Raw genomic sequence first — 22563 nt, forward strand, 5'->3', positions numbered from 1 at the left:
CGGGCGACAACGCCGAGCTGAACGTCGAGCTGATCACCCCGATCGCGATGGACCAAGGCCTGCGCTTCGCCATCCGTGAAGGCGGCCGCACCGTCGGCGCCGGCGTCGTCGCCAAGATCGTCGAGTAAGAAGACATCCTTTTGGCCTAACGCGCTCACGCGCTGCTTGAGGCCGGGTGGATACAGAGTAGCGTAACAGAGCGGCCTCGGAGGAAACTCCGGGGCCGTTTTGCTGTGTCCTGATCATCCCCGTCATCCTCGGGCTTGACCCGAGGATCGAGCGTTGCGCCGTATTGCCTCAACGGTGGCGCACAGCCCCCGATCAACATCCGATCCTCGGGTCAAGCCCGAGGATGACGGAGATGAGGCGGAAGACAGGAAACGTCGCCCGCGTTCGGGCGTTAGGACCGTCTGCCCAAAAGCCAAGGTTCACGATGCGTCTGATCTCGTTGCTTGCGTGCCTTGTCGCCCTGTCGGCCTGCGCTACCCATCCCGGCAAGGTCGATCAGGTCCGGTTCGCCAAGGACGCCGAGCCGATCTTGGCCAGGACCGAAGCCGGGATGGTGCGAGGGGTCGAGGGGGGCGGCACGCGCGCGTTTTTGGGCGTGGCGTTCGCGGCGCCGCCGGTCGGCGAACGGCGCTGGCGCGCGCCGCAGCCGGTCGCGGCATGGCAGGGTGTTCGAGATGCGACGCGGATCGGTGCGGACTGCACCCAGGCGATCGGGCGACGCTCGATCCTGGGCGGCGGCGGCGGGATCGTCGTCGGGTCCGAGGACTGTCTGTATTTGAACATCTATGCGCCGGGCGGAGAGGCGGCCGAGGCGCGGCCGGTGATGGTCTATATCCCGGGCGGCGCCTTCACCGTGGGGGCGGGCGCCAACTACGATCCCTCGAAACTGGCGCGCGAGCAGGGTCGGGTGGTCGTGACGATGAACTATCGGCTCGGCGCATTGGGCTGGCTGGCGCATCCGGGGTTTCAGGCGACCGGCGAAGGTTTCGGCGGCAACTTCGGCCTGATGGATCAGCAGGCGGCGCTGAAGTGGGTGCATCGGAACATTGCGGCCTTTGGCGGCGACCCGGGCGACGTCACCCTGTTCGCTGAGAGCGCTGGGGCCTGGACGGCCTGTTATCTGATGGCGTCGCCGCAGTCGGAGGGCCTGTATCAACGGGTCATCATGCAGAGCGGCGGGTGCCTGGAGCCGTCGTCCCTGGTCAGGGCGCAGGACGCGGCTCAGTCGGGGCCGATGTTCGCCGAAAGGCTGGGCTGCACCGGCGAGGATCAGATCGCTTGCCTGAAGGCGTTGCCGGCCTGGCGGCTGTCGCGAGCGGCGTCATTAAGGGCGGGCATCAACGGGCCGGGATCGTGGGGACCGGTGCACACTGACGCCACTGTGCCGGAAAACCCGGCGGTCGCGATCCGCGAGGGGCGGTTCACGCGCGTGCCCATCCTCGTCGGGACAAACCTCGATGAAGGGCGGCTGTTCGCCAACGAGGTGCAGGACATGGATCGCTATCAGAAGGAGACGATCTGGATGTACGGCGACCAGGGTGAGCGGGTGCTGGCGCGTTATCCTGTGGGTGAGGACGGGCCTGCCTATGCCATCGCCACCAACTTCACCGACCAGAGGTTCGCCTGTCCGTCACAGGCTTTGCGACGCCTTCTGGCCCAGCATGTGCCGGTGTGGGGCTATGAGTTTGCCGATCGCGAGGCGCCGTTCGTGCTGCCCGATTGGATCGTCGGTCTGGACCTGGGCGCCTATCACGCCAGCGAACTCGCCTATGTGTTCGGCACGCGCTGGGTGTTTGCTGATCCCAAGCGGTTCACGCCTGAGCAGAAGACGCTGTCGGAGCGGATGCAAAGGCTGTGGGCGACGTTCGGACGTTCGGCCTTCGCCGCCGAATGGCCCCGCGTCGAGGGTGCGGGGCCGGTGCGCGTGTTCAAGCCACAAGGCGATGTCATGGACGACGGCTTCTTCGAGCGCCACCACTGCGACTTCTGGGACGGGACGCCGTTCGGCGCCGTCCACTAGATAAACCGGACGGTGACGCCCGGCTTGACCTTGTCGGCCAGCATCCAGGCGTCCCAGTTGGTCAGGCGCACACAGCCATGCGAGGCCGTCTTGCCGACCAGATGCGGGTCCGGCGTGCCGTGGATGCCGTAGCTGGGCTTGTTCAGGTCGATCCAGACGACGCCCACTGGATTGTTCGGACCGGGTTTGACGACGACTTTCTTCTTGCCGTCGCCATAGCTGAGTTTCGACGGGTCGTAGGTGTAGTCCGGGTTTCGCGCCACGCCGTTCACCTTGACCGTGCCGGTCGGGGTGGGATTGTCGCCGCTGCCGATGGTGGCCGGGAAGTAGGCGATCAGCTTGCCGTCAGCGTCGAACGCCTTGACGGAACCCTCGCTCTTGTCGACGTCGATGTGGTCCACGTCGGCGCGCAGGGGCGCTGTGTTGACGGCGGGGACAAGCAGGCCTTGGCCCACGCGATTGAAGTCGGCGCCGGGATTCATGGCGCGCAGCAAGGCCTCAGTGACGTGGAAGCGCTCGGCCAAGGCCTCGACGATATTGGCGTAGCCCATGTGCGCCGCCTGACCCTGAGCTTCCAGCTCCGTGGGGACGACGCCGAGGTAGGGTCCGGCGATGTCCTGCTGCGTGATGGCGTAGGTGGTGGTCACCGCGCCCGGTCCGGCGGCGGCGCGCAGTCTTCCCATCACGTCGGCGTTCAACTCGCCGTTCACCGTCATGCCGTTCGCTTCCTGAAACGCCGAGATGGCCTGGCGCATGTTCGACCCCGCCAGGCCGTCGATCGCGCCGGGCGAGAAGCGAGCGCGCTCCAGAAGAACCTGGGCGCGGATCAGGGCGGGCTGCGGCGGCTGGTGGGCGGCATTTGCGGCGGCGGGCTGACCCTCTTGTGCGGCCGGCGGCGGCGCATAGGCGGTGTTTTCGATGGCGTCTCGAGAGAGCGGGCCGGTTTGGCCCACTTGCGCGGCCTCGGCCGTCTGCGCCGCTGGGGCGGCGGTGTTCTCTTCCTTCGGCGAGCAGGCGCCCAGAGAGAGAACAGCGAGTGCGGCGAGGTAGGCAGGACGGTTCATAAGAGACTTTCGAGACGGTGAGTGCAGTCGGTCGGTGTTCAGTTGGGTTCGCCGGTCGCGGGGTCGGTTTCGGTTTTGCCGGAGTTGGACGAATCCTTCGAACCCTTGGGTTCGGTCGCCGGGCGCGGCGGCTGGCCGTCGGCGTCCGGCCGCAGGTTCTCGTTCTCGACGGCTTTGCTGTCAGGGCGTTGATCGGTCATGGTCTTCTCCTTGGGTCACTCAAACGCGCCAGGGCGACCGCGGCTCCGTCAACGCGCGTTCACCATGCCGGTGAACCCTGATGAAACGCGCGTGGGGCAAGGTGCAGTCTGGAATGGCCCTTGCTGCGCAGGGCCTGAGAGGATGCGTATGGCCGGATTGCTGCAGGTCGAGATCGTGGATGCGGCGGCGATGGACGCCGCCGCCGTCGCCCTGTGGCGTGCGTGGACGGCTGGAAATCCCGATCTGGCCAGCCCCTATTTTCGCTGGGACTATGCCGAGATCGCCTCACGAGTCTGCCCCGGCGCGGCGATTGCCGTGTTCCGGCGAGATGACGAGATCGTCGGCTTCTTCCCGCATCAGCGACGCGGGGGAGCGGTGCAGCCGCTGGGCGCGCCTATGAACGACTATCATGGCGTCATCGCCCCGGCGGGCGAGACGATCACGCTGGAGGATGTGGCGCGGCTGTTGAACGCCAAGCGGCTGAACGTGCCCGGCTGGATCGGCGCAGGCGAAACAGGCCAGGCGCGTGAGACGGTGCAGGTGGCCATGCCCGAGGCGGGCTATGCCGACTGGTACGCCGAGCGGCGCAAGACGTTCGCCAAATACTTCAAGGACAAGGAGCGGGCGCGCCGCAGCCTGGAAGTCGAACTGGGGCCGATCCGGGTGGAGCGCGGTTTGCGCGATCCGGCTCTGCTGGATCATCTGATCGCGCTGAAGGCGGCGCAGTATCGGCGCTCGGGTCTGCACGACATCTTCGCCTGCGGCTGGACGCGGGATCTGCTGCACGCTCTGATGAGCGAGGCGCGTGAAGGCTTCGGCGCTTCGATGGCGGCCATGCATGCGGGCGACAAGCTGGTGGCGATCGAGTTCTCGCTGCACGCCGGGCGGCATTACCATTTCTGGTTCCCGGCCTATGAGCCGACGCTGGCGCGGTGCTCGCCGGGCATCCTGCTGAGTATGGACACGATGCGGCTGGCGGCGGCCGAGGGTTTCCGGGTGTTCGACTTCGGCTTCGAGGGCGAGACCTATAAGAAATACTTCGTCAATGCGCGCCAGACGGTGCGCGAAGCCGTGGTGATGCAGCCCGGCGTGGGCCGGGCGCTGGGCGACATCACGGTGGCGGCGTTGAACAGGGCGGGCGGGCGCGGCGAGGCGGTGCGGGCGTCGCTGCGTCGGCGCTGGGCCACGATCGAAGCCTGCGAGGCGACGCCGGTCGGGCGGCTGAGGGGGGCGGCGGTGGCCGCACGGTCGGCTGTCCAGAAGGCGGCCGCCAAGAAGAAGACGCCAGCGCGCGTCGCCCACGTTTGAGGACATCGGCATGACCCAACGCCGCACACGCTATCCGGGCCCGATCGCCGAGGCCAAGACACACGCCCACACCCTGATCGAGCAAGGATTCGCCGAGGACGCGGCGCTGGCCGCCGTGCTGGATCGCTATCCGGCCGAGCTGTTCGACATCAACCTGTATGACTACGACGAGGAGGGGCAGGTGTCCTTGCGCACCGGCGCGCGCGGGCGGCTGTCAGGTGAGGAGTTGCTGGAGGCGATCAAACAGGGTCGGCTGTGGGTCAATCTGCGCGGGGTCGAGACCGGCTGGCCCGAACTGTGGGCGGCGGCGATGAAGGATTTCGCCGCGATCCAGGCGACCTATCCGGGGATGCGGGCGGTGCGAAACGCGGGGCAGCTGATCCTGTCGTCGCCCAAGGCGCGCGTGCCCTATCATTTCGACGCGGCGGGCGTGGTGCTGTTCCACCTGCGTGGGCGCAAGCGGCTGTTCGTCTATCCCGGCGACGAGGGGCATCTGCCCGAGAGAAACATGGAACAGGTGGTCGCGCGTCAGACGACCGAGGAACTGCCTTACACGCTGGCGTTCGAACAGGATGCGCAGGTCATGGATCTGGAGCCAGGCCGCGCCCTGACCTGGCCCCTGTATGCGCCGCACCGGGTGGAGAATCTGGACCGCTTCTGCGTCAGCCTGTCGATGGATTTCCAGACCTGGCCGTCGCGGTTCCGCAACGGCGCGCTGTTCACCAATGCGGTGATCCGCAGCCGGGGCGGGCGGCCGCGCTTCACCGACGGCATGACGACGCCGGAGCTGGCGGCGCGCTGGGCCGCGTCGCTGGCGCTGAAGAAGGCGGGCGCGATGAAAAGCAAGATCGCAAACTTCGAGCGCGACTTCGAGCCGGAGATCGGCGCGGCTGACGGCGCGGGCGCGCTGAACGCGACGTCATGAGCTCGGGGCGTTAATTCGAGTTCATGACCTCGAGTTAAAATGACTTGGGCGCGGGCGGCGCGCACCTTCTGCTCACATTCGGGAAGGGAACACCGCTCATGAAAACCGCACTGATCGCCGCCGCCGCCGTCGCCACCCTGACCGGGTTCGTCGCCGCGCCCGCTTCGGCCGCCGAGGTCGAGATCCGCAACGCCGTCGCCCGCGTGGTGGTCATCGTCGAGGATCGTCAGGAAATCGGCGTCGAGGTCACGCAAGGCCAGACGCGCTTGCCGGCCATCCAGGTTCGCCGCGAAGGCAACGACGTCAAGATCGACGGCGGCCTGCGCCGTAACGGCATGTGGGGCGGCAACAGCGCCATTCGCGGCTGCAACTCCGGCCGCAGCGATGCGGGCCAGCCGGGGCAGGGCGCGACCGTCGAGGTGCGCGACCTGGGCCGCATCCGTCTGGAAGACGCGCCCTTGATCGTCGTGCGCACGCCGCGCGTCGTGGATGTCAGCGCCAGCGGCGCGGTCTTCGGCTCGGTCGGACGCGGCGCGCGATCGGTCGAGTTGGACAACGGCGGCTGCGGCAACTGGAACGTGGCCAATGTGGACGGCGATCTGGAACTGGGACTCGGCGGCTCGGGCGCGATCCGCGCGGGCACATCTCGATCGCTGAACGCCAGCGTCGGCGGGTCTGGCTCCATCTCGGCCGGAGCGACCGGAGCCCTGACGGCGGCTGTCGGCGGATCGGGCAATGTCGAGGTGGCCAGCGCCGGAGGACGCAGCGAACTGTCCATCGGCGGCTCGGGCGGTGTGAATGTGCGGCAGGGCCGAATGGACAAGCTGTCGGTCGCCATCGGCGGCTCGGGCGATGTTCGCTACGGCGGCGCAACGCGCGACCTGGACGTTGCGATCGCCGGATCGGGCAGCGTCCGCGTCGCCTCGGCCACGGGATCGGTTTCTCGCTCCGTCGTCGGATCGGGAACCTTGCAGATCGGGCAGTAAGACCCGAGCGACGAGAAGGCCTCCGGTCGTGGAACCCCGGGGGTCTTTTCCGGCCAAACAAAAAGCCCCGGCGGATCGCTCCGCCGGGGCTTTTCGCATGGATCAGGTCCGAGACGCTTAGAAGACGTTCAGGACGCTGGAGATGGCCGAGACGCCCAGGTTGGCGCCGGCGCGGTCACGCGCTTGCAGACCGCCGCCGAACGAGTAGCGCAGGCCGACCGACCAGGTGTCGACGTCCAGCGAATCGATGTCAGCGCGGGTGTAGGCGGCGCCCAGCGAGAACGGGGTGTTCTCGAACTCGTATTCGGCGCCCACGCCGTAGGTCCAGGCGTCGGTGTCGCCGCCCGAGAAGTCGACGTTGTTGTAGGCGACGCCGGCGTTCAAGCGCAGGTTCGGCATGACGTAGAAGGCGGCGTCGGCGCCGACGGTCCAGATGTCGGCGTCCACGTTGTCGGCGGTCGTGTAGGCGACTTGGCCGGTCAGGGTGGCGTTCGACAGATACTTCTGAGCTTCAGCGCCGACGGTCCAGATCGGCTCGTTGCCGCTGCCGATGCCGTTGGCGGCGACGAAGGCGCCGGCGCGAACGTCGGAGGACCACATCTTGGTCAGGTGAGCAGCGGCGGCGCCGGTGACGTCTTCTTCGCCAAAGGCCTTGGTGTAGTCGATCGCGCCGTTCAGCGTCACGGTCCAGTCCTGGGCCGGCAGGGCGACCGAGCCGTCAACGGTCCAGACGTCGGCGTCGACGTCGTCGCCGGCGACTTCGATCGACGGGTTGGAATAGGTCACGCCGACCGAACCGATGGCGTCTTGGGCGAAGGCCGGGGCGGCGAACAGGGCGGCGGCGGCCGTGGCGAGGAGGATCGTCTTCATTTTTCTTTTGTCCTTAGCAGTCTGCACCCGGATGGGGGTCCGGGGAGGGGCGCTGCTATCAGCCTAAGACCAAGCGGAGCAATAAACCGACGTTCGATTGGCTTGGGATCGCAAGGTTGTTGCGCAACAGCCACGCGTTGCGGCGAGAATGTGTCACGACTTGGCGATCTGTGGGGCAAGTTGTTAACCGCGCGCCGCAGTCGCGCTCATCCACTATAAAGAGGGCGTCCAACGCCGCCGACGTCGCCGCCAAACGCCTCGTTGCGACGTACAACGCCCTTGGCGAAGACCGCGTCGAAATCCTGTGCCAGCCCGGGTTTGCGCGCTTGACGAAATCAGAATCGATAGGCATAAGCCACCACTCTTGTTGGACCGGCTGTGCAGTTCGCTGCAAACGCGGTTCGCAAGAACGACCTAAGTCACTGTTCTTTGCAGCTTCTTGGGATATCAACGGCCTTCGCGGGCAACTGCGTGGGCCGATCGTTTTTGCGGATTTGCGTTCCCTGAGGGCTTTTTGCCCGAAGGCCTTCGGTCTTTGAAATGGTTCACAGGGACGCGGTCCTCCGACCGCATTGGAAGTAAGCACCGATATGGATCAAAGCATCCGCATCAGGCTCAAGGCCTTTGATCACCGCGTCCTCGATTTTTCGACGCGCGAGATCGTTAATACCGCCAAGCGCACCGGCGCGACCGTTCGCGGTCCGATTCCGCTGCCGACCCTGATCGAGAAGTTCACCGTGAACCGCTCTCCGCACGTCGATAAGAAGTCGCGTGAGCAGTTTGAAATCCGCACGCACAAACGCGTGCTCGACATCGTCGACCCCACCCCGCAGACCGTGGACGCGCTCATGAAGCTCGACCTGTCCGCCGGCGTGGACGTCGAGATCAAGATTTAAAGTAGAAAGAGGCGGGATCCGATGCGCACGGGCGTGATCGCCAAGAAGCTGGGCATGACCCGCGTGTTCGCCGATGACGGCGCGCACGTACCGGTCACTGTGCTGCAGCTCGACGGCTGCCAAGTCGTCGGCCAACGTACCCAGGAGCGTGACGGCTACGTCGCTCTCCAGCTGGGCGCTGGCACGAAGAAGGCTAAGAACACCAACAAGGCTCAACGCGAGACCTTCGCCAAGGCGGAAGTCGAACCGAAAGCCTATGTGACCGAGTTCCGCGTCGATGCGGACGGTCTGCTGGATGTGGGCGCCGAACTGTCGGCCGAACACTTCCTGGTGGGCCAGAAGGTCGACATCCAGGGCGAGACCATCGGTAAGGGTTTCGCCGGCGCCATGAAGCGCTGGAACTTCGGCGGCCTTCGCGCCACCCACGGCGTTTCGGTCTCGCACCGTTCGCACGGTTCGACGGGTAACCGTCAGGACCCGGGTCGCACGTTCCCCGGCAAGAAGATGGCCGGCCACTACGGCACCGAAACCGTCACCACCCAGAACCTGACCGTCGTCCGCGTGGACGCCGAGCGTGGCCTGATCCTGATCAAGGGCGCTGTCCCCGGTCACGACGGCAGCTACGTCAAGGTTCGCGACGCCATCAAGAAGGCTCGCCCGGCCGACGCTCCGTTCCCCGGCGCGCTGAAGTCGAGCAAGTCTGCTGCTCAACCCGCCTCGACCCCGGCTGAAGAAGCCCCCGTCGAAGCGACCCAAGGCGGTGAAGCGTAATGAAACTCTCTGTCATCCAACTCGACGGCAAGGCTGCTGGCGACGTGGAACTGTCGGACGCCGTCTTCGGCATCTCCGATATCCGCGGCGACATCCTGGCCCGCACCGTCAACTGGCAACTGGCCAAGCGCCGCGCCGGTACGCACAAGGTCCAAACCCGCAACGAGAACTCTCGTACGGGTAAGAAGATGTACAAGCAAAAGGGCACCGGCGGCGCTCGTCACGGTTCGCGCCGTGCACCGCAGTTCGTCGGCGGTTCGCGCGCCTTCGGCCCGATCGTTCGCGATCACGGCTTCTCGCTGCCGAAGAAGATCCGCGCGCTGGCTCTGCGTCACGCCCTGTCCTCCAAGGCCAAGTCGGGCGACCTGATCGTGGTCGACACCGTCTCGGTGAAGGAAGCCAAGACCGCTTCGCTGCGTGAAACGCTCGGCAAGCTGGGCTGGACCAAGGCTCTGATCATCGCGGGTCCCGAAGTCGACACGAACTTCGGCCTGGCCGCACGCAACATCCCGCACATCGACGTGCTGCCGAACGCCGGCCTGAACGTCTATGACATCCTGCGGGCTGACAAGTTGGTGCTGACGAAGGCCGCTATCGAGGCCATCGAAGCCCGCTTCAGCGATAAGGAAGCCGCGTAATGGCCGCTCAACCTACCGCCAAGCACTACGACACCATCCTGGCCCCGGTGATCACCGAAAAGGCCACGATCCTGTCCGAGCAGAACAAGGTCGTCTTCCGCGTCGCTGACACGGCGACCAAGGACGAGATCGCCGCTGCGGTCGAAAGCCTGTTCAAAGTCAACGTCCTGAAGGTCAACACCCTGGTTCAAAAGGGCAAGACCAAGCGCTTCCGGGGTATCCTGGGGCGCCGGGTCGACATCAAAAAAGCGATCGTGACGCTGGCTGACGGCCAGTCGATCGACGTCACCACGGGGCTCTGATCAGATGGCCTTGAAACATTACAATCCGACCTCGCCGGGCCGTCGCGCCCTCGTGCTGGTTGACCGTTCGGAACTCCACAAGGGCCGTCCGGAAAAGTCGCTGACCGAAGGCCTGACAAAGTCGGGCGGACGCGGGCAGGGCGGTCGCATCGCGGTCCGCTTCCGTGGCGGCGGCGCCAAGACCCTGTACCGCAAGATCGACTTCAAGCGTCGCAAGTGGGACATGGTCGGCACGGTCGAGCGTCTGGAATACGATCCGAACCGCACGGCTTTCATCGCGCTCGTGACCTACGAGGACGGCGAGAAGACCTACATCATCGCGCCGCAACGCCTTAAGGCGGGCGACACGATCGTGGCGGGCGAAAAGACCGACGTGAAGCCGGGCAACGCCATGCCGCTCCGTTCGATGCCGGTGGGTACGATCATCCACAACATCGAAATGAAGCCGGGCAAGGGCGCTCAGCTGGCCCGTTCGGCCGGCGCCTACGCCCAGCTGGTCGGTCGCGATCAGGGCTACGCCCAGATCCGTCTCGGCTCGGGCGAACTGCGCATGGTTCTGGACGGCTGCATCGCCACGGTGGGCGCGGTTTCGAACCCCGACCACATGAACCAGAACCTGGGCAAGGCCGGTCGTAAGCGTCACATGGGCTGGCGTCCGCACGTTCGCGGCGTCGCCATGAACCCGATCGACCACCCGCATGGTGGTGGTGAAGGCCGGACCTCTGGTGGTCGTACCCCCGTCACGCCGTGGGGTAAGGACACCAAGGGCACTCGTACCCGCAAGAACAAGGCTACGGACAAGTACATCATCCGTACCCGCCACGTTAAGAAGGCTCGCTAAGAATGGCCCGCTCCTCCTGGAAAGGCCCGTTTGTCGACGGGTATCTGCTCAAGAAGGCCGACGCCGTTCAATCGTCGGGCCGCAAGGACGTGATCAAGACCTGGTCGCGCCGCTCCACCATCCTGCCGCAGTTCGTCGGTCTGACGTTCGGCGTCCATAACGGTCAGAAGCACGTGCCCGTGTCGGTCTCGGAAGAGATGGTCGGCATGAAGCTCGGCGAGTTCGCCCCGACCCGGAACTTCCCGGGTCACGCGGCGGACAAGAAGGCCAAAAGGAAGTAACCGATGGCCCAGACAAAAAACGAGCGTCGGGTCGCCCCGACCGAGGCCCGCGCCAAGCTGGTCAACGTGCGTATCAGCCCGCAAAAGCTGAACCTGGTCGCCGCTTCGATCCGCGGCATGCCGGTCCAGAAGGCGCTGAACGAGCTGGAATTCAGCCGTAAGCGCATCGCTGGCGACGTCCGCAAGGTCCTGTATTCGGCAATCTCGAACGCCGAGAACAACCACAACCTCGACATCGACAATCTGGTCGTCGCCGAGGCCTTCGTGGGCAAGAACCTGGTGATGAAGCGTTTCGCGAGCCGTGCTCGCGGTCGTTCGTCGCGCATCCTGAAACCGTTCAGCGAGATCACCATCGTGGTCCGTGAAGCCGGCGAGGCCGCCTGATGGGACAGAAAATCAATCCGGTCGGTCTGCGCCTCGGCGTGAACCGCACGTGGGACAGCCGCTGGTTCGCCGCCGGCGCCGACTATTCCCGCCTGCTGCACCAGGACCTGAAGCTGCGCGAGTGGCTGCGGGAACGCCTGGCCGCCGCCGGCGTGTCGCGCATCATCATCGAGCGCCCACACAAGAAGTGCCGCATCACCATCTACGCCGCCCGTCCGGGCGTCGTGATCGGCAAGAAGGGCGCTGACATCGAGAAGCTCCGCAAGGACATCTCGGCGCGCACCGAGGGTGAAGTTCACCTGAACATCATCGAAGTCCGCAAGCCGGAAACCGATGCGCAACTGATCGCCGAGAACATCGCGCAGCAGCTGGAGCGCCGCGTGGCCTTCCGTCGCGCCATGAAGCGTTCGATGCAGTCGGCCATGCGTCTGGGCGCCAAGGGCATTCGTATGAATGTCTCGGGTCGTCTAGGCGGCGCCGAAATCGCACGTATGGAATGGTACCGCGAAGGTCGCGTGCCGCTTCACACGCTGCGCGCCGACATCGACTATGGCTTCTACGAAGCCAAGACGACCTACGGCATCATCGGCGTGAAGGTCTGGGTCTTTAAGGGTGAAGTGCTGGAGCACGATCCCATGGCGCAGGACAAGCGTTGGGCCCAGGAAGCTTCGGGTCCTTCCTCGAACGAAGGCCGCGAACGCGGCGGCCCCCGTGGCGACCGCGGTCCGCGTCGCGACCGGGGACGTGAGAACTAAGTCATGTTGCAACCGAAGAAGACCAAATACCGCAAGGCCTTCAAGGGCCGGATCCATGGCTCGGCCAAGGGCGGTTTCTCGCTGAACTTCGGGTCGTATGGCCTGAAGACGCTGGAGCCGGAACGCATCACCGCGCGTCAGATCGAAGCGGCTCGCCGCGCGATCACTCGCCAGATGAAGCGTCAGGGCCGCGTCTGGATCCGCGTGTTCCCCGACCTGCCCGTCACGGGCAAGCCGGCCGAAGTCCGGATGGGTAAGGGCAAGGGCGCCGTGGACCACTGGGCCGCGCGTTGCCACCCGGGCCGTATCCTGTTTGAAATCGACGGCGTGCCGGACGATGTCGCCCGCGAAGCACTCCGTCTCGGCGCCGCCAAGCTGCCGGTCCGCACCAAGGTCGTGACCCGTATCGACGCCGGCGTCGCGCATGTGGAGGCTGCCGCCTAATGACCAAGATCGCCGATCTGCGGTCGCAAACGACCGACCAACTGTCCGACGAGCTGCTGAAGCTCAAGAAGGAACAGTTCAACCTGCGCTTCCAGGCGGCCACCGGCCAAATGGAAAAGACTCACCGCGTTGGTGAAGTCCGCAAAGACATCGCTCGCATCTCGACGCTTCTGCGCGAGAAGCGTGCGGCCTCGTAAGGAAACGAATATGCCCAAGCGAATTCTTGAAGGCGTGGTCGTGTCCGACAAGGGCGAGAAGACTGTCGTTGTGAAGGTGGAGCGCACCCTGCTTCACCCGCTTCTGAAGAAGACCGTCCGGTCGTCCAAGAAGTACCACGCGCACGACGAAGCCAACGCGCTCAAGGTCGGCGACATCGCTCGCATCGTCGAGTGCGCCCCCAAGTCCAAACTGAAGCGCTGGGAAGTCCTTTCCAACGCCTCCGCCTCGTAATCAGAAGGATCTGATCTTATGATCCAGATGCAAACTAACCTGGAAGTGGCCGATAATTCGGGCGCCCGCCGGGTCATGTGCATCAAGGTGTTGGGCGGCTCCAAGCGCCGCTACGCCTCGATCGGCGACACAATCGTCGCCTCCGTGAAGGAAGCCATCCCGCGCGGCCGTGTGAAGAAGGGCGACGTCGTTCGCGCCATCGTCGTGCGCACCGCCAAGGACATCCAACGCAAGGACGGCTCGGTCATCCGCTTTGACAAGTCGGCCGCCGTCATCGTCAACAAGCAGAACGAGCCTGTCGGCACGCGGATCTTCGGCCCGGTTCCTCGCGAACTGCGCGCCAAGAACCACATGAAGATCATCTCGCTGGCTCCGGAGGTCCTGTAACATGGCCGCCAAGATCAAGAAGGGCGACCGCGTCGTCGTCCTTACCGGCAAGGACAAGGGCCGCACGGGCAACGTGCTGAAGGTCCTGCCCACCGAAAACCGCGTCCTCGTCGAAGGCGTCAACATGGTTCAGCGCCACACGCGCCCGAGCCAGGCTGACCCGCAGGGCGGCATCAAGAACAAGGAAGCCTCGCTTCACCTGTCGAACGTCGCGATCGCCGACGCCAACGGCAAGGCGACCCGCGTCGGCTTCAAGATCGATGGGGACAAGAAGGTCCGCATCGCCAAGACGACGGGAGACGTCATCTGATGGCTACCGAAAAGTACACCCCGCGCCTCAAGGACGAGTATCACGCTCGCATCCGCCAGGTGATGAAAGAAAAGTTCGGCTACACGAACGAAATGCAGGTGCCCAAGCTGGACAAGATCGTCCTGAACATGGGCATCGGCGAAGCCGTCGCGGACTCCAAGAAGGCGAACACCGCCCTCAAGGATCTGACCGCCATTGCCGGTCAGAAGGCCGTCGCCACCAAGGCCCGTAACTCCATCGCCGGCTTCAAGCTGCGCGAAGGCATGGTCATCGGCGGCAAGGTCACCCTGCGTGGCGACCAGATGTACGAGTTCCTGGACCGGTTCATCACGATCGCGCTGCCGCGCGTGAAAGATTTCCGTGGTCTGAGGGGCACGTCCTTCGATGGTCGCGGCAACTACGCCACGGGTCTGAAGGAGCACATCGTGTTCCCGGAGATCAACTACGACCAGATCGATCAGATGTGGGGCATGGACATTGTCGTCTGCACCACGGCCAAGACCGATGAGGAAGCCAAGGCTCTCCTCACCGAGTTCAAGTTCCCGTTCGTGAAGAACTGAGCGGGAAGGGAAGAGCACAATGGCTAAGAAAAGCGCCGTAAACCGCAATGAAGCCGTCAAGGCCCTGGTTGCGAAGTATGCCGCGAAGCGGGCCGCCCTCAAGGCGACCGCCAACGACGAAAACCTGCCGCTGGAGGAGCGCTTCGACGCGCGCCTGAAGCTGGCCGAACTGCCGCGCAACTCCGCGCCGAGCCGCATTCGCAACCGCTGCGAAGTGACGGGTCGTCCGCGGGCGTTCTACCGCAAGCTCAAGATGAGCCGGATTGCGCTGCGTGAACTGGGCAACCTGGGCCAGATTCCCGGCCTGACGAAGTCCAGCTGGTAAGGGGAGCGAACAGACATGATGATCAACGATCCCCTGAGCGACATGATCGCTCGCATCAAAAACGCGGCGACCCGCAAGCGTTCCAAGGTGCTGACCCCGGCTTCCCGTCTACGCCAGCGCGTCCTCGACGTGCTGCAGGACGAAGGCTACATCCGCGGCTACAACCTGGTTCAGAACCCGGGCGAGTTTCCGCAGTTCGAGATCGAGCTGAAGTACTTCGACGGTCAGCCCGTCATCGCCGAGATTGCGCGCGTGTCCAAGCCGGGCCGCCGCGTCTATTCGGCGATCGGCGATCTGAAGCCCGTCAAGAACGGCCTCGGCATCTCGATCCTCTCGACTTCGAAGGGCGTCATGTCCGACGCTTCCGCCCGCGACGCTAACGTCGGCGGCGAAGTCCTCTGCAGGGTCTACTGATATGTCCCGTATTGGCAAGAAAACCATCGCCGTGCCGAAGGGCGTGACTGTCACGCTCGACGGCCAGAACGTCACCGTCAAGGGACCCAAGGGCGAGAGCGCCTGGACCGTCGCCGACGAGATCGAAGTCAAGCAGGAAGGCGACGAACTGTCGCTGACGCCGCGTTCGGACACGCCTCGCGCTCGCGCGATGTGGGGTCTGTCGCGCACCCTGGTCGACAACATGGTCGTCGGCGTCACCACGGGCTTCGAAAAGTCGCTTGAGCTGGTCGGCGTGGGTTACCGCGCCGCGATGAAGGGCGACGCCCTTTCGCTGCAACTCGGCTTCTCGCACGAAGTCGATATCGCTCCGCCGGCCGGCGTCAGCTTCGCTGTGCCGAAGCAGACCGAGATCAAGATCTCGGGCGCTGACAAGCAAGCCGTCGGTCAGATCGCCTCGGTCATCCGCAAGCTGCGTCCGCCGGAGCCCTACAAGGGCAAGGGCGTCCGTTACGCGGGCGAGAAGGTCCGTCGCAAGGAAGGCAAGAAGAAGTAAGTCATGGCTCTTTCTCTTCGACAACAAGCCAAGCGTCGCTCGGAGCGCACGCGTCGCCGCCTGAAGGCTGTCGCCAACGGTCGTCTGCGTCTGTCGGTCTACCGTTCGGACAAGAACATCTCGGCCCAGATCATCGACGACGCCCAGGGCGTGACCGTCGTGGCTGCCTCGTCGCTGGAAGGCGGCAAGGGCAAGCGCGGTTCGGACACGGCTGCGGCCGCCGCGATCGGCAAGCTGATCGCCGAACGCGCCATCGAGAAGGGCGTCAAGGACGTCGTCTTCGACCGTGGCGAGTACATCTATCATGGACGGGTGAAGGCGCTGGCGGAAGCCGCGCGTGAAGCCGGCCTGAACTTCTAAGGGACGCGACAGATGGCGCAACAACCCCAACGCGGCGGCGGCGGCAACGATCGCAATCGTCGTGACAATCGCAACGGTCCCGCTGCTGATGGTCCGGATTCCGACATCGTCGAGAAGCTGGTGCACATCAACCGCGTCGCCGCCACCGTCAAAGGTGGCCGTCGCTTCAGCTTCGCAGCCCTGATGGTCGTCGGCGACGGCAAGGGTCGCGTCGGCTTCGGTCACGGCAAGGCGCGCGAAGTGCCGGAAGCCATCCGCAAGGCGACTGAAGAAGCCAAGAAGACGATGATCCGCGTTCCGCTGCGCGAGAACCGCACCCTGCACCACGACGGCAACGGCCGTTGGGGCGCCGGCAAGATCATGATGCGCGCCGCCCCTCCCGGGACCGGCGTCATCGCGGGCGGTCCGATGCGCGCCGTGCTCGAAACCCTCGGCGTCCAGGACGTCGTGGGCAAGTCGACCGGTTCGTCGAACCCCTACAACATGATCCGCGCGACGTTCGAAGCGCTGAAGGTCCAGTCCTCGCCCCGTCAAGTCGCGTCCAAGCGCGGCAAGAAGGTCGCGGATCTGATGGGCCGCCGCAACGACGGCGCCTCGGCGCCCGAAGCCGTGGAGTCCTAAGTCATGGCTGAGAAGAAAACCCTCACCGTCAAACAAACCGGTTCGCCAATCCGCCGGAAGAACGACCAGCGCGCCACCCTGGTGGGCCTGGGTCTGAACCGCCTGGGTCGTGAATCGACCCTGGAAGACACGCCTTCGGTTCGCGGGATGATCGCCAAGGTCGCCCACCTGACCGAGATCGTCGAAAAGTAAGCCGTTTCGCCCTCTCCCGAACCCGGGGGAGGGCGTTTCTGCACTTGCGAATACCCAGAGGGTCGCCTATCAGCGGCCCTTCATTTTTTCCAAGCCGAGTCCGGACGATGTCCGGGCGCTAGCACCCGAAAGGATCAGGCACATGAAACTGAACGAAATCCGCGACAACGAAGGCGCCCACAAGAAGCGCATGCGCGTCGGCCGTGGCCCCGGTTCGGGCAAGGGCAAGACCGCTGGCCGTGGCGTCAAGGGTCAGAAGTCGCGTTCGGGCGTCGCCATCGGCGGCTTCGAAGGCGGCCAAATGCCGCTGTACATGCGTATGCCCAAGCGCGGCTTCAACAACGCCAATGCTCTGAAGCTGGCTGAAGTGAACCTGTGGCGCCTCCAAGACGCCGTGGACGCCGGCAAGCTGGACGCCAAGTCCGAACTGAAGGGCGACGCCCTGGTCGCCGCCGGCGTGATCCGTCGCGTCAAGGACGGCGTGCGTCTGCTGGGCACCGGCGAGCTGAAGCAAGCGCTGAACCTGGTCGTCTGGTCGGCCACCGCTGGCGCCAAGAAGGCCATCGAGGCCGCTGGCGGCTCGGTCGTAGAGCAACGCATCGAAGCCGAAGCCAAGGCCGCCGCGCGCGTCGAGAAGCGCAACGCCGCCAAGGGCAAGGCTCCGGCTCCCAAGGCACCGCGCGGCGACGAGAACAAGATCTCGGCCCGCACCAAGCGCACCGCCGCCAAAGCCTAAGTCACGCGTCGTCGCGGCGATTAGGTCGTGACCTGATTACATCTGCGACGACGAAAGAACGGAAGCGGCCCTCGCATGAGGGCCGCTTTCCGCCTATCTGACGACTCAATCAGTCGTGGGGACGCATAATGGCTTCGGCCGCAGAACAACTCGCCGCCAATATGAATATGGGCTCGTTCGCGAAAGCGACCGAGCTGCATAAACGCCTGCTGTTCACGCTGGGCGCGCTTCTGGTCTACCGCATCGGCACCTATGTGCCGATCCCGGGCATCAACTCGCAGGCCTTCCTGCAGTTCTTCCAGAATCCAGACGGTCAGCGCGGCATCCTGGACATGTTTAACATGTTCTCGGGCGGCGCGGTCGAGCGCATGGCCATCTTCGCCCTGAACGTGATGCCCTACATCTCGGCCTCGATCATCGTGCAGCTGATGGGCACGGTGTATCCGCCCTGGGAGAAGCTGAAGAAGGAAGGCGGCGAAAGCGGCCGCAAGCAGCTGAACCAGTACACGCGTTATCTGACGGTGTTCCTGGCGCTGGCGCAGTCCTTCGGCATCGCGGCGGGCCTGAACAGCACGGCCGGCCTGGTCGATAACCCCGGCATCTTCTTCATCATCTCGACGGTCGTGACCCTGACCGGCGGCACCATGTTCCTGATGTGGCTGGGTGAGCAGGTGACGGCGCGCGGCGTCGGCAACGGCATCTCGCTGATCATCTTCGCCGGTATCGTGGCGGTCCTGCCGTCCACCATCGCCCGCCTGCTGGGCCTGGCCCAACAAGGCCAGATGTCGGCCTTCGCCCTGCTGTTCATCGCCATTCTGGCCGTGGCCACCGTGGTCTTCATCGTCTTTATGGAACGCGCCCAGCGCCGTCTTCTGATCCAGTATCCGAAGCGCCAGGAAGGCAATCGCATGGCCGGCGGCGAACGTTCGTTCCTGCCGCTGAAGGTCAACACCGCCGGCGTGATCCCACCGATCTTCGCCTCATCGCTGCTGATGCTGCCGACGACGGTTGCGACCATGACAGCTAACGCCGACCTGCCCAGCTGGATGAGCTGGCTGCCGCTGGTGACGGCTCAGCTGACGCACGGCCAGCCGCTGTTTATGGCGCTGTATGCCGCCCTGATCGTCTTCTTCTGCTTTTTCTACACCTCGATCACCTTCAATCCCGAGGACACGGCCGAGAACCTGCGCAAATACGGCGGCTTCCTGCCGGGCATCCGTCCGGGCAAACGCACGGCGGAATATCTGGACTATGTCCTGACCCGCCTGACCGTGATCGGCGCCGCCTACATCACCGCAGTCTGCCTGCTGCCGGAGTTCATCGTCAGCCAGTTCGGCAACAGCCTGTACTTTGGCGGAACGTCTATCTTGATCGTCGTCTCGGTCACCATGGACACTGTGGCCCAGATTCAGTCCCAACTGCTGGCGCATCAGTACGAAGGCCTGATCAAGAAGGCCAAGCTGCGTGGTCGTGGCGGTCGCGGCGCTCCCACGCCCGTTCGCCGCTAAGTCTTAGGTTGTCAGACGCCCAGGGGAGGGCTGAAGCATGAACTTGATCCTGTTCGGACCGCCGGCGGCGGGCAAGGGCACCCAGGCCAAGCGGCTGGTGGAAGAGAAGGGCATGGTCCAGCTCTCCACCGGCGACATGCTGCGCGCGGCCATCGCCTCGGGCTCGGAGCTGGGGCTCAAGGTCAAGGACGTGCTGGCGCGCGGCGATCTGGTCACCGACGAGATCGTGATCGCCCTGATCGAAGATCGCCTGACGGAGGCCGAGGCCGCCGGCGGCGCCATCTTCGACGGCTTCCCCCGCACCGTGGCCCAGGCCGAGGCGCTGGACGAGATGCTGGCCAAGCGCGGTGTTCAGATCGACGCCGTCGTCCGCCTGAAGGTTGACGACGCCGCCCTGACCGAACGGATCGCCAAGCGCTTCGCCGAACAGGGCCGCCCGGACGACAATCCGGAATCCTTTAAGGTTCGGCTCGAGGCCTACAATCGCAACACCGCACCGCTGCTTCCCTACTACGAAGCCCAGGGCAAGTTGACAGAGGCCGACGGCATGGGCTCGATCGAGTCCGTCGCCAAGGCCATCGACGAGGCCCTGGCCTGATTTGCGTTTTCGGGCGTTGATCGCCTGATGACCGAGTTGGACGATCCCAAACCCGAAAAGACCCGCCTGCGTCGCTGGCGCATGGCGGGCATATTCGTCGGCGTCGCCGTCGCGGAAATCTGCTTGTTCCTTTGGCTAGGACAGGTGAGGGGGCCGGCGCCGACGCCCGTGGTTGAGCCACCGCCGTTCGAGGTCGTTCTCTACGACCCGCCGCCGCCGATTTCCGCCGAACCCCCGGCGCCCGAGACGGGCGGCGGCGCCCCCGCTGCGCCATCCGTCATTCACACGCCGCCGCCTCCGCCCAAGGAACGCCCCCGCGAAGTTCCCGCCCCGCCTGTCAAGGCGCCGGAGCCTGCGCCCGTCGTCGGGATCGCACCGTCGCCGTCGCCGCAACCCGGCTTCGGCCAGGGCGGGCAGGGGACAGGCAGCGGATCCGGCGTCGGCTCTGGGTCCGGCCCGGGCAGCGGCTCGACCGGACCGCGTCTGGTCACCGGCCCCACCATCGGCCAGATTCGCGCCAACCACCCGCCGGGCGCCCGCAGCCGTTACGGTCGGGTCGAACTGTCCTGCGTCATTCGTTTAGACAGCCGGCTGGACGGTTGCCGCGTCGTTCAAGAGACGCCTCCCGGCCTGGGCTTCGGCGCGGCCGGCTTGCAGGTGTCCGGCTATTTCCGCTTCCAGCCGCCGACCGAAGACGGTCGCCCCGTCGAGGGCCAGCGGGTCACCGTCGGCGTAGATTTCGGCCGCCCGCCACGCTGAGCGGCGCCGCGCGGGAGCGGATGTTGACGCCCGGTGAATCATCTGTATAAGGGCGCCTTCCCGCGAAGGGCGCCACGCTCCTGGTTTGTTAACCGGAGCGTTTGTTGCGTCTGACTAACGCGTATCTGGAGAATTTCGTGGCCCGTATTGCTGGCGTCAACATCCCGACCAACAAGCGCGTAGAGATCGCGCTTCAGTATATCCATGGCATCGGCCCCGCCGCCGCCAAGGACATCACCGAGAAGGTGGGCATCGAGCCCGCCCGCCGGGTGAACCAGCTGACGGACGCCGAAGTCCTGTCGATCCGCGAAACGATCGACAAGGATCACACCGTCGAGGGCGACCTGCGCCGCGAGACGTCGATGAACATCAAGCGTCTGATGGATCTGGCCTGCTACCGCGGCCTGCGTCACCGTAAGGGCCTGCCGGTCCGCGGTCAGCGCACCCACACGAACGCCCGCACCCGCAAGGGTCCCGCCAAGCCGATCGCCGGCAAGAAGAAGTAAGACAGACACATGGCCAAGGAACCGGGTCGCGTAAAGAAGCGCGAGCGCAAGAACATCACCTCGGGCGTCGCCCACGTGAATGCTTCGTTCAACAACACCATGATCACGATCACCGATGCCCAGGGCAACGCGATCTCGTGGTCTTCGGCGGGTCATATGGGCTTCAAGGGTTCGCGTAAGTCGACCCCTTACGCCGCTCAGATGGCTGCGGAAGACGCTGGCAAGAAGGCCCAGGAACACGGCGTGAAGACGCTGGAAGTGAACGTCTCGGGTCCGGGCTCCGGCCGTGAATCGGCCCTGCGCGCGCTGCAGTCGGTCGGTCTGACGATCACGACGATCCGCGACGTCACGCCGATGCCGCACAATGGTTGCCGTCCGCCCAAGCGTCGTCGCGTCTAAGCGATAGCGTTCTAAGGCACCCCCCATCTCCGTCCGCTCCGTCATGGCCTCGTCGACAAGGCCGGAGCAGGCGAAACCCGTTCGAGGGACAAAATGATCGAAAGAAACTGGCAAGAGCTGATCCGTCCCGAGAAGCCGCAGATCGAGATCGGTTCCGACGCCCAGCGCAAGGCGCGCCTGGTGGCCGAACCCCTCGAGCGTGGCTTCGGCGTGACGCTCGGCAACGCGCTCCGTCGCGTTCTGCTGTCCTCGCTGCAAGGCGCAGCCGTCACGGCCATCCAGATCGACGGCGTCGTTCATGAATTCTCGTCGCTGGAAGGCGTGCGCGAAGACGTGGTCGACATCGTCCTGAACATCAAGCAACTGGCGCTGCGCATGCACGCCGAAGGCCCCAAGCGCATGACCCTGCGCGCCACGGGCCCCGGTCCGGTGACGGCCGGCCAGATCGACGTGCCGGCGGACATCGAGGTTCTGAACCCCGACCACGTCATCTGCACGCTGGACGACGGCGCATCGGTGCGCATGGAACTGACCGTCCAGAACGGCAAGGGCTACGTCGCCGCCGAGCTGAACCGTCCGGAAGATGCGCCGATCGGCCTGATCGCCGTCGACGCCCTGTATTCGCCGGTCAAGAAGGTGGCTTACCGCGTTGAGCCGACCCGTCAGGGTCAGTCGCTCGACTACGACAAGCTGTTGCTGGAAGTCGAAACCAACGGTGCGGTCACGCCGGTTGACGCCGTGGCCTACGCCGCGCGCATCCTGCAGGACCAGCTCCAGATCTTCATCACCTTCGAAGAGCCCAAGAAGGCTGTCGAGCAGTCGGACGGCAAGCCCGACCTGCCCTTCAACCCGGCGCTGCTGAAGAAGGTGGACGAGCTGGAACTGTCGGTTCGTTCGGCCAACTGCCTGAAGAACGACAACATCGTCTACATCGGCGACCTGATCCAGAAGACCGAGGGCGAAATGCTTCGCACCCCGAACTTCGGCCGCAAGTCGCTGAACGAGATCAAGGAAGTTCTCACGACGATGGGCCTCAGCCTCGGCATGGATGTGCCGAACTGGCCGCCCGAAAACATCGAAGATCTGGCCAAGAAGTTCGACGACCAGATCTAAGTTCAACCCTCCGCCCGTCTCCTTTGGGAGAATGTCGGGGCGGTTAGAAGATTACGGTTCCAGGTCCGCTTGAGGATACCGGTTCCGGAGTAGGA

35 protein-coding genes are annotated in these 22563 nt (G+C 65.0%); 32 read left to right on the forward strand and 3 right to left on the reverse strand.

Features of this window, described 5'->3' with window-relative positions; all coding sequences use genetic code 11:
* The coding region (locus QRN13_RS06315) for an EF-Tu C-terminal domain-related protein (protein WP_455708777.1) at positions 1 to 128 on the forward strand (128 nt) is incomplete at its 5' end.
* Positions 129 to 433: 305 nt separating this feature from the next.
* Entirely contained in the window at positions 434 to 2029 is a 1596-nt protein-coding gene (locus QRN13_RS06320) for a carboxylesterase/lipase family protein (RefSeq protein WP_284877275.1), read from the forward strand.
* Here QRN13_RS06320 and QRN13_RS06325 read toward each other — a convergent pair.
* Both QRN13_RS06325 and QRN13_RS06330 read right to left on the reverse strand, forming a co-directional pair.
* Complete coding sequence (locus QRN13_RS06325; protein ID WP_284877277.1) at positions 2026 to 3093, reverse strand: L,D-transpeptidase family protein; 1068 nt, start codon at positions 3091 to 3093, stop codon at positions 2026 to 2028. The genes QRN13_RS06320 and QRN13_RS06325 overlap by 4 nt on opposite strands.
* 38 nt (positions 3094 to 3131) lie before the next feature.
* A complete protein-coding gene (locus QRN13_RS06330; protein WP_284877278.1) occupies positions 3132 to 3293 on the reverse strand; it encodes a hypothetical protein in 162 nt (53 codons plus the stop codon).
* Positions 3294 to 3441: 148 nt separating this feature from the next.
* Here QRN13_RS06330 and QRN13_RS06335 point away from each other — a divergent pair, with 148 nt between their 5' ends.
* The 3 genes from QRN13_RS06335 to QRN13_RS06345 all read left to right on the forward strand — a co-directional run bounded on the left by QRN13_RS06335 (position 3442) and on the right by QRN13_RS06345 (position 6513).
* On the forward strand, positions 3442 to 4602 hold the full coding sequence (locus tag QRN13_RS06335) for a GNAT family N-acetyltransferase (RefSeq protein ID WP_284877279.1): 1161 nt from the start codon (positions 3442 to 3444) through the stop codon (positions 4600 to 4602).
* A gap of 10 nt (positions 4603 to 4612) precedes the next feature.
* Positions 4613 to 5527, forward strand: coding sequence for a transcriptional regulator (locus QRN13_RS06340; protein WP_091746224.1), 915 nt, complete (start codon positions 4613 to 4615; stop codon positions 5525 to 5527).
* A gap of 98 nt (positions 5528 to 5625) precedes the next feature.
* The gene (locus QRN13_RS06345) at positions 5626 to 6513 is read left to right on the forward strand and encodes a GIN domain-containing protein (RefSeq protein ID WP_284877280.1); all 888 of its coding nucleotides are present in this window, start codon (positions 5626 to 5628) and stop codon (positions 6511 to 6513) included.
* Positions 6514 to 6630: 117 nt separating this feature from the next.
* Here QRN13_RS06345 and QRN13_RS06350 read toward each other — a convergent pair whose 3' ends face one another.
* Positions 6631 to 7383 (reverse strand): porin, encoded by a 753-nt coding sequence (locus QRN13_RS06350; protein ID WP_066551211.1) that lies wholly within the window; start codon positions 7381 to 7383, stop codon positions 6631 to 6633.
* Positions 7384 to 7973: 590 nt separating this feature from the next.
* On the opposite strand from QRN13_RS06350, the gene rpsJ reads away from it, so the two are divergent.
* The 27 genes from rpsJ to QRN13_RS06485 all read left to right on the forward strand — a co-directional run bounded on the left by rpsJ (position 7974) and on the right by QRN13_RS06485 (position 22468).
* The gene (gene rpsJ / locus QRN13_RS06355) at positions 7974 to 8279 is read left to right on the forward strand and encodes a 30S ribosomal protein S10 (protein ID WP_003164367.1); all 306 of its coding nucleotides are present in this window, start codon (positions 7974 to 7976) and stop codon (positions 8277 to 8279) included.
* Positions 8280 to 8300: 21 nt separating this feature from the next.
* On the forward strand, positions 8301 to 9050 hold the full coding sequence (gene rplC, locus QRN13_RS06360) for a 50S ribosomal protein L3 (protein ID WP_284877281.1): 750 nt from the start codon (positions 8301 to 8303) through the stop codon (positions 9048 to 9050).
* Positions 9050 to 9688 carry a 50S ribosomal protein L4 gene (gene rplD, locus QRN13_RS06365; protein WP_017506058.1) on the forward strand — a complete coding sequence of 213 codons (639 nt, stop codon included), beginning with the start codon at positions 9050 to 9052 and terminating at the stop codon, positions 9686 to 9688. Before rplC ends, rplD begins: the two co-directional genes overlap by 1 nt.
* Positions 9688 to 9990, forward strand: a complete 303-nt coding sequence (locus tag QRN13_RS06370; RefSeq protein WP_008260292.1) for a 50S ribosomal protein L23 — start codon at positions 9688 to 9690, stop codon at positions 9988 to 9990. The genes rplD and QRN13_RS06370 overlap by 1 nt, the downstream gene beginning before the upstream one ends.
* A 4-nt stretch (positions 9991 to 9994) precedes the next feature.
* The gene (rplB, locus tag QRN13_RS06375) at positions 9995 to 10831 is read left to right on the forward strand and encodes a 50S ribosomal protein L2 (RefSeq protein WP_055753391.1); all 837 of its coding nucleotides are present in this window, start codon (positions 9995 to 9997) and stop codon (positions 10829 to 10831) included.
* A 2-nt stretch (positions 10832 to 10833) separates the two neighbouring features.
* Positions 10834 to 11112, forward strand: coding sequence for a 30S ribosomal protein S19 (gene rpsS / locus QRN13_RS06380; RefSeq protein WP_017506055.1), 279 nt, complete (start codon positions 10834 to 10836; stop codon positions 11110 to 11112).
* A 3-nt stretch (positions 11113 to 11115) separates the two neighbouring features.
* Positions 11116 to 11496, forward strand: a complete 381-nt coding sequence (gene rplV / locus QRN13_RS06385; protein ID WP_017506054.1) for a 50S ribosomal protein L22 — start codon at positions 11116 to 11118, stop codon at positions 11494 to 11496.
* Entirely contained in the window at positions 11496 to 12251 is a 756-nt protein-coding gene (gene rpsC / locus QRN13_RS06390; RefSeq protein WP_017506053.1) for a 30S ribosomal protein S3, read from the forward strand. Before rplV ends, rpsC begins: the two co-directional genes overlap by 1 nt.
* A gap of 3 nt (positions 12252 to 12254) precedes the next feature.
* The gene (rplP, locus tag QRN13_RS06395) at positions 12255 to 12695 is read left to right on the forward strand and encodes a 50S ribosomal protein L16 (protein WP_017506052.1); all 441 of its coding nucleotides are present in this window, start codon (positions 12255 to 12257) and stop codon (positions 12693 to 12695) included.
* The gene (rpmC, locus tag QRN13_RS06400) at positions 12695 to 12892 is read left to right on the forward strand and encodes a 50S ribosomal protein L29 (RefSeq protein ID WP_008263673.1); all 198 of its coding nucleotides are present in this window, start codon (positions 12695 to 12697) and stop codon (positions 12890 to 12892) included. The genes rplP and rpmC overlap by 1 nt, the downstream gene beginning before the upstream one ends.
* 10 nt (positions 12893 to 12902) lie before the next feature.
* Complete coding sequence (gene rpsQ / locus QRN13_RS06405; protein WP_017506051.1) at positions 12903 to 13145, forward strand: 30S ribosomal protein S17; 243 nt, start codon at positions 12903 to 12905, stop codon at positions 13143 to 13145.
* Positions 13146 to 13163: 18 nt separating this feature from the next.
* Complete coding sequence (gene rplN / locus QRN13_RS06410; RefSeq protein WP_003164378.1) at positions 13164 to 13532, forward strand: 50S ribosomal protein L14; 369 nt, start codon at positions 13164 to 13166, stop codon at positions 13530 to 13532.
* Position 13533: 1 nt separating this feature from the next.
* Positions 13534 to 13842 (forward strand): 50S ribosomal protein L24, encoded by a 309-nt coding sequence (gene rplX, locus QRN13_RS06415; protein WP_039248554.1) that lies wholly within the window; start codon positions 13534 to 13536, stop codon positions 13840 to 13842.
* Positions 13842 to 14402: a 50S ribosomal protein L5 gene (gene rplE / locus QRN13_RS06420; RefSeq protein ID WP_284877282.1), complete on the forward strand. Its 561-nt coding sequence runs from the start codon at positions 13842 to 13844 to the stop codon at positions 14400 to 14402. The genes rplX and rplE overlap by 1 nt, the downstream gene beginning before the upstream one ends.
* A 19-nt stretch (positions 14403 to 14421) precedes the next feature.
* The gene (rpsN, locus tag QRN13_RS06425; protein WP_055753393.1) at positions 14422 to 14727 is read left to right on the forward strand and encodes a 30S ribosomal protein S14; all 306 of its coding nucleotides are present in this window, start codon (positions 14422 to 14424) and stop codon (positions 14725 to 14727) included.
* A gap of 15 nt (positions 14728 to 14742) precedes the next feature.
* Positions 14743 to 15141, forward strand: a complete 399-nt coding sequence (gene rpsH / locus QRN13_RS06430) for a 30S ribosomal protein S8 (RefSeq protein WP_008262310.1) — start codon at positions 14743 to 14745, stop codon at positions 15139 to 15141.
* Between the two features lies 1 nt (position 15142).
* Positions 15143 to 15676, forward strand: a complete 534-nt coding sequence (gene rplF, locus QRN13_RS06435; protein ID WP_055753394.1) for a 50S ribosomal protein L6 — start codon at positions 15143 to 15145, stop codon at positions 15674 to 15676.
* A 3-nt stretch (positions 15677 to 15679) separates the two neighbouring features.
* Positions 15680 to 16036, forward strand: a complete 357-nt coding sequence (rplR, locus tag QRN13_RS06440) for a 50S ribosomal protein L18 (RefSeq protein WP_008259637.1) — start codon at positions 15680 to 15682, stop codon at positions 16034 to 16036.
* A 12-nt stretch (positions 16037 to 16048) separates the two neighbouring features.
* Complete coding sequence (gene rpsE, locus QRN13_RS06445; protein WP_055753395.1) at positions 16049 to 16657, forward strand: 30S ribosomal protein S5; 609 nt, start codon at positions 16049 to 16051, stop codon at positions 16655 to 16657.
* A 3-nt stretch (positions 16658 to 16660) separates the two neighbouring features.
* Positions 16661 to 16849: a 50S ribosomal protein L30 gene (gene rpmD, locus QRN13_RS06450; protein ID WP_055753396.1), complete on the forward strand. Its 189-nt coding sequence runs from the start codon at positions 16661 to 16663 to the stop codon at positions 16847 to 16849.
* Positions 16850 to 16991: 142 nt separating this feature from the next.
* On the forward strand, positions 16992 to 17585 hold the full coding sequence (gene rplO / locus QRN13_RS06455) for a 50S ribosomal protein L15 (protein ID WP_055804617.1): 594 nt from the start codon (positions 16992 to 16994) through the stop codon (positions 17583 to 17585).
* A 128-nt stretch (positions 17586 to 17713) separates the two neighbouring features.
* A complete protein-coding gene (secY, locus tag QRN13_RS06460; RefSeq protein WP_017506043.1) occupies positions 17714 to 19093 on the forward strand; it encodes a preprotein translocase subunit SecY in 1380 nt (459 codons plus the stop codon).
* Positions 19094 to 19130: 37 nt separating this feature from the next.
* On the forward strand, positions 19131 to 19691 hold the full coding sequence (locus QRN13_RS06465; protein WP_017506042.1) for an adenylate kinase: 561 nt from the start codon (positions 19131 to 19133) through the stop codon (positions 19689 to 19691).
* Between the two features lie 27 nt (positions 19692 to 19718).
* Positions 19719 to 20450 (forward strand): energy transducer TonB, encoded by a 732-nt coding sequence (locus tag QRN13_RS06470; RefSeq protein WP_284877283.1) that lies wholly within the window; start codon positions 19719 to 19721, stop codon positions 20448 to 20450.
* Between the two features lie 137 nt (positions 20451 to 20587).
* Positions 20588 to 20956: a 30S ribosomal protein S13 gene (gene rpsM, locus QRN13_RS06475; RefSeq protein ID WP_026108555.1), complete on the forward strand. Its 369-nt coding sequence runs from the start codon at positions 20588 to 20590 to the stop codon at positions 20954 to 20956.
* A 9-nt stretch (positions 20957 to 20965) separates the two neighbouring features.
* On the forward strand, positions 20966 to 21355 hold the full coding sequence (rpsK, locus tag QRN13_RS06480; RefSeq protein ID WP_013268944.1) for a 30S ribosomal protein S11: 390 nt from the start codon (positions 20966 to 20968) through the stop codon (positions 21353 to 21355).
* 93 nt (positions 21356 to 21448) lie between these two features.
* Complete coding sequence (locus QRN13_RS06485) at positions 21449 to 22468, forward strand: DNA-directed RNA polymerase subunit alpha (protein WP_017506040.1); 1020 nt, start codon at positions 21449 to 21451, stop codon at positions 22466 to 22468.
* Positions 22469 to 22563 lie beyond the last annotated feature (95 nt).

The sequence above is a fragment of the Brevundimonas sp. MEB006b genome (assembly GCF_030209705.1).
Lineage (GTDB): Bacteria > Pseudomonadota > Alphaproteobacteria > Caulobacterales > Caulobacteraceae > Brevundimonas.

Bases quoted from the DNA above. Each gene is read 5' to 3' on its own strand.
- QRN13_RS06320 (WP_284877275.1), top strand. From the start codon at position 434: ATGCGTCTGATCTCGTTGCTTGCGTGCCTTGTCGCCCTGTCGGCCTGC.
- QRN13_RS06325 (WP_284877277.1), bottom strand. From the start codon at position 3,093: ATGAACCGTCCTGCCTACCTCGCCGCACTCGCTGTTCTCTCTCTGGGC.
- QRN13_RS06330 (WP_284877278.1), bottom strand. From the start codon at position 3,293: ATGACCGATCAACGCCCTGACAGCAAAGCCGTCGAGAACGAGAACCTG.
- QRN13_RS06335 (WP_284877279.1), top strand. From the start codon at position 3,442: ATGGCCGGATTGCTGCAGGTCGAGATCGTGGATGCGGCGGCGATGGAC.
- QRN13_RS06340 (WP_091746224.1), top strand. From the start codon at position 4,613: ATGACCCAACGCCGCACACGCTATCCGGGCCCGATCGCCGAGGCCAAG.
- QRN13_RS06345 (WP_284877280.1), top strand. From the start codon at position 5,626: ATGAAAACCGCACTGATCGCCGCCGCCGCCGTCGCCACCCTGACCGGG.
- QRN13_RS06350 (WP_066551211.1), bottom strand. From the start codon at position 7,383: ATGAAGACGATCCTCCTCGCCACGGCCGCCGCCGCCCTGTTCGCCGCC.
- rpsJ (WP_003164367.1), top strand. From the start codon at position 7,974: ATGGATCAAAGCATCCGCATCAGGCTCAAGGCCTTTGATCACCGCGTC.
- rplC (WP_284877281.1), top strand. From the start codon at position 8,301: ATGCGCACGGGCGTGATCGCCAAGAAGCTGGGCATGACCCGCGTGTTC.
- rplD (WP_017506058.1), top strand. From the start codon at position 9,050: ATGAAACTCTCTGTCATCCAACTCGACGGCAAGGCTGCTGGCGACGTG.
- QRN13_RS06370 (WP_008260292.1), top strand. From the start codon at position 9,688: ATGGCCGCTCAACCTACCGCCAAGCACTACGACACCATCCTGGCCCCG.
- rplB (WP_055753391.1), top strand. From the start codon at position 9,995: ATGGCCTTGAAACATTACAATCCGACCTCGCCGGGCCGTCGCGCCCTC.
- rpsS (WP_017506055.1), top strand. From the start codon at position 10,834: ATGGCCCGCTCCTCCTGGAAAGGCCCGTTTGTCGACGGGTATCTGCTC.
- rplV (WP_017506054.1), top strand. From the start codon at position 11,116: ATGGCCCAGACAAAAAACGAGCGTCGGGTCGCCCCGACCGAGGCCCGC.
- rpsC (WP_017506053.1), top strand. From the start codon at position 11,496: ATGGGACAGAAAATCAATCCGGTCGGTCTGCGCCTCGGCGTGAACCGC.
- rplP (WP_017506052.1), top strand. From the start codon at position 12,255: ATGTTGCAACCGAAGAAGACCAAATACCGCAAGGCCTTCAAGGGCCGG.
- rpmC (WP_008263673.1), top strand. From the start codon at position 12,695: ATGACCAAGATCGCCGATCTGCGGTCGCAAACGACCGACCAACTGTCC.
- rpsQ (WP_017506051.1), top strand. From the start codon at position 12,903: ATGCCCAAGCGAATTCTTGAAGGCGTGGTCGTGTCCGACAAGGGCGAG.
- rplN (WP_003164378.1), top strand. From the start codon at position 13,164: ATGATCCAGATGCAAACTAACCTGGAAGTGGCCGATAATTCGGGCGCC.
- rplX (WP_039248554.1), top strand. From the start codon at position 13,534: ATGGCCGCCAAGATCAAGAAGGGCGACCGCGTCGTCGTCCTTACCGGC.
- rplE (WP_284877282.1), top strand. From the start codon at position 13,842: ATGGCTACCGAAAAGTACACCCCGCGCCTCAAGGACGAGTATCACGCT.
- rpsN (WP_055753393.1), top strand. From the start codon at position 14,422: ATGGCTAAGAAAAGCGCCGTAAACCGCAATGAAGCCGTCAAGGCCCTG.
- rpsH (WP_008262310.1), top strand. From the start codon at position 14,743: ATGATGATCAACGATCCCCTGAGCGACATGATCGCTCGCATCAAAAAC.
- rplF (WP_055753394.1), top strand. From the start codon at position 15,143: ATGTCCCGTATTGGCAAGAAAACCATCGCCGTGCCGAAGGGCGTGACT.
- rplR (WP_008259637.1), top strand. From the start codon at position 15,680: ATGGCTCTTTCTCTTCGACAACAAGCCAAGCGTCGCTCGGAGCGCACG.
- rpsE (WP_055753395.1), top strand. From the start codon at position 16,049: ATGGCGCAACAACCCCAACGCGGCGGCGGCGGCAACGATCGCAATCGT.
- rpmD (WP_055753396.1), top strand. From the start codon at position 16,661: ATGGCTGAGAAGAAAACCCTCACCGTCAAACAAACCGGTTCGCCAATC.
- rplO (WP_055804617.1), top strand. From the start codon at position 16,992: ATGAAACTGAACGAAATCCGCGACAACGAAGGCGCCCACAAGAAGCGC.
- secY (WP_017506043.1), top strand. From the start codon at position 17,714: ATGGCTTCGGCCGCAGAACAACTCGCCGCCAATATGAATATGGGCTCG.
- QRN13_RS06465 (WP_017506042.1), top strand. From the start codon at position 19,131: ATGAACTTGATCCTGTTCGGACCGCCGGCGGCGGGCAAGGGCACCCAG.
- QRN13_RS06470 (WP_284877283.1), top strand. From the start codon at position 19,719: ATGACCGAGTTGGACGATCCCAAACCCGAAAAGACCCGCCTGCGTCGC.
- rpsK (WP_013268944.1), top strand. From the start codon at position 20,966: ATGGCCAAGGAACCGGGTCGCGTAAAGAAGCGCGAGCGCAAGAACATC.
- QRN13_RS06485 (WP_017506040.1), top strand. From the start codon at position 21,449: ATGATCGAAAGAAACTGGCAAGAGCTGATCCGTCCCGAGAAGCCGCAG.